Below are 3,357 nucleotides of genomic sequence, written 5' to 3'. Positions count from 1 at the left end.
CATCACCCCATCACCCCATCACCCCATCACCCCATCTCCTTCATCTCCCTCAACTCTCTGCTCGCAGGAGTGATTGCCAATCTTTAATTGCTTGTTCTGTCCATAACCAATTTTGACTTAATTGATTGATTTGGAAATTTACAGGATCATCCTTAATCACCATTTGCCGTAATTTGATGGCTTCATTAATATATTGTCTTTGTTTATTATTAGCAGGTTGATTATATGCAGATTTATATAGCCCCAGAGCTAAACCAGCGTAGGCAGTTAAAGCTTCTTGCGGTATTGTTGTTTGTATAGAAGATACTGGTGTAGTAGAAGCTGTATTTTGCTGGTTGAGAGCTAAATTTAAAGCTCTGAACCAAGAGTCATTAGCTCGATTTAAATTGCTTTCTGCGTAGTGGGCAAATCCCAAAGCGTTAGTATACGCAGCTGAATCTGGATCAGATTTAACAGCACTTTCCCAATAACGACGGGCATCATCAATACTATATTTTTTGTCTCCTATCTGGACAAACTGCCATGCTAATCGCCCTCTCAAAAAGTTAACGGCGGGATCATCTGCTTGCTTTGGTGGTACTAAGTCTAGAGAGGCTTGAGCCGCAGGAAGTATCCCCCGATTGAGTAGTACTTCTACCGCTTCTAAACCAGAGGGTAAGTCTCCCTGGCTGATTTTTTCCATAGCTGTGGTGGTGACTATTCCTGTGGGCGATTCGTTGATGTCGATAGGCGGCTGTTCGGGGGCGGGTAGAGATGGGGTAGGAATGGGCGGGATGTCACGTAATACAGAGACTTGCTGATTTCGCCACCACCAACCCCAGCCGATTAAGGAGGCGATCGCAATGGCTCCTAGAATACCCAACACAGGCCATAGTCTTAGCTGATAACGATCTGGGGGTCGCAGTCTTGATGGGGGTTGCGATCGCCTGAGGGGATTAGTCTCTGTTTCTTGTTGAAAATTGCGGGTAGCTTCGGTGATGTTGTCTGGGATGTCTCCCCATAAATTTACTTGTCTATTCAGGGGAATAATCTGTTCGGAAGTCTGTTCTTCTGGAAAATCATGATCTCTAATTGGTTCTACAAATTCTTCACTGTCAGGGAATTGCTCATTTGCTGCTTTTTGGTTATCTAGCTGACGAAACAAATCTGAAACTAGCGCTGAATCTTCTGCGTAATTAGGATCATCATCATACTCAATTTCATCAACTAGATCGCCCCATGTCTCCTCCCCTAGCCAATCCATCCCTGAAAGGTCATGACCTAAGCCAGAGGGCATCATCTCTTCCACTGGTAAAGGTATATCTGTCTCATCTGCCATTGCCAAGTACATAGCAGTGGGATTTACCTTCACAGGGGGATTCTGATTATATCCATTAATTGATTCGGCACTTAAAGACGTGCCTGGGGACAACAGACCATCAAAATCTTGTTGAAGATATAAAATTGGTAATGCCCAGTAGGATTGGGGAGAACCATAAGCAGAAATTAACCCCTGACGTACCCGGCTTACGCATAAATCTATGGGATATCCTTGACTGAGATTGCGGTAAAATAACTGTGTCAGTGTTAGTGCTACTTCATCGGGAATACGTTCTGACATAGCCAAAACGCTTTTAATCCCGCGCCTGACTAAACTTTCGGTCAGGTTACGTTCACCTGTCATATCTCCCACGGGATCTGATGTAGCTGTGTATGTACCCCAACAGGAGTTAAACACTGCCATTTGAATATTATTATTGACCAGCAAGCCTGCTAAATCATCGCCACTGAGGGTTTCTGTTAAGCCGGTTCTTCTGCTGACAAGATAAATTTCTCCGCCGTTCGGCCCTAAGTTACTATGACCTGAGTAATGTAAAACTTGGTATCTTCCTTGTTCTAAAGCTTGCGTCAATTCTTCTCGCCCTGGTTGATCTAAGAGGGTGAGTTCAATTTCTGGAAGATACTGACCTCTTTCGTCGGCTCTTGGTGTTTGACGCTGTAGCTCTGTTTGTAGTTTAATAGCTTCTTGTTTGAGCAGATCGAGGCGGACTTGATCAGGAGGGGAAGCCAGCACCATCAAGACTTTCACACCACCTGTTGCCGTTGGGTTTGGTCTGTTTCTGGATGGCAATCGAGATGGAGCCATAATTCCGCTTTGGTAGCGAGAAAAAGCCACATAAGGGCCAGTAGCCAAAGGGCGATCGCCTGCGTGCATAACTTCCCACGGCAGACGTGCTAACCTGATGTCTTTTAAACCCAAACGTAAACGCAGTACTTGTTGATGATTCTGGGCAATACCTTGAGCAGTAATCCAACTGTCTCGCAAAGTACCTTGAAACAGCGCATTATAAAATTGCTGTCCCAATGCCACTAGGTTGACAGAGTTTCTGGCGATGGCTTCTCCTTGCAACACTGCTTTCAATGGATCATTCATTAAATGTCCAGCAGATGTCAACCACTCAGCTACAGGCCAAGTTACCAGTTCTTCTGCCAATGGCACCCCAGGCGCAACGCGTTCTGTTCGTACCAGGTAATCATTTTGCCCTACTGGGGTTACGGAAATGTGAAATTCCTGATTAAACTCCATAAATCAAGGTTTCTAGCCATCCTGCTTGCATAAATGCTCAAACAATGTTCAAAAGGGTTGTTTTCGATGTTTAGACATCTATTATGAGCATAATTTTATACTCGATGGTCACGCTCGCTCAACTAATGCTCATTTTTCATTATGACAAGTTAATCATGCTTTTAGTTTCTTATATCGCTAGTACTCAAGTCTTATCCCTATTACTAGAGTAATAGTTAGCCTAGTTAGGCACTTAATTGTTGCGAGGTGAAAGATGTCAAGTAAAGAAATACTAGATCTTGATGCCAACTATGGAAATCCTTTTGCACAGGTTTCCTCTCATCCGCCTATACTTTCTAGTGGCAGAAAAATGTCACAGGGAATCAGCTTGGCACACCACTACTTACCACCAGGGGAGATTCCTGAATATTCTCTTGCACAATTTGCGATCGCTATTAATCTGGGTGAGAGTTTTGGAATAGGAAGCTCAAACAAGCAGTTGATTATAAAGTATGGTTCTTGGGGTATGAGTACAACTTGCTGACGCAGACATTCGAGAGAAATATCAGATTGGTTAGTTTCTGAACCAAGTTGTTTTATGGCCTCGGCCTTATCACTTTATCCGGATGAGTCAGCATCCGCCTAGAACTTTTAATTGGTAGATGCACCTTGATCTTCAACTCCCCTGACTGGCTAACACCCGTTGGGGGATTTTTTTATGTCAAAACACACAATTACGATAATTTCCCGGAAAATGGTAGTTGCAAATAGAAGAATGAATTGGTAGATGCACCCTGATAACTAACTCCCCT

At 43.7% G+C, this 3,357-nt stretch carries 2 protein-coding genes; one reads left to right on the top strand and one right to left on the bottom strand.

Going from position 1 to position 3,357, the window contains the following annotated elements:
- Positions 1 to 49: 49 nt before the first annotated feature.
- The gene (gene hetF, locus ACM0OS_RS28580; RefSeq protein WP_414546555.1) at positions 50 to 2,566 is read right to left on the bottom strand and encodes a cell division protein HetF; all 2,517 of its coding nucleotides are present in this window, start codon (positions 2,564 to 2,566) and stop codon (positions 50 to 52) included.
- A gap of 253 nt (positions 2,567 to 2,819) precedes the next feature.
- On the opposite strand from hetF, the gene ACM0OS_RS28575 reads away from it, so the two are divergent.
- Positions 2,820 to 3,089 (top strand): hypothetical protein, encoded by a 270-nt coding sequence (locus ACM0OS_RS28575; RefSeq protein ID WP_414546554.1) that lies wholly within the window; start codon positions 2,820 to 2,822, stop codon positions 3,087 to 3,089.
- Positions 3,090 to 3,357 lie beyond the last annotated feature (268 nt).

It is taken from the genome of Nostoc sp. CCY0012, assembly GCF_963920855.1.
In the GTDB taxonomy this organism is placed as follows: domain Bacteria; phylum Cyanobacteriota; class Cyanobacteriia; order Cyanobacteriales; family Nostocaceae; genus Cyanocohniella.
This window is presented reverse-complemented; position numbering and strand designations above follow the sequence as displayed.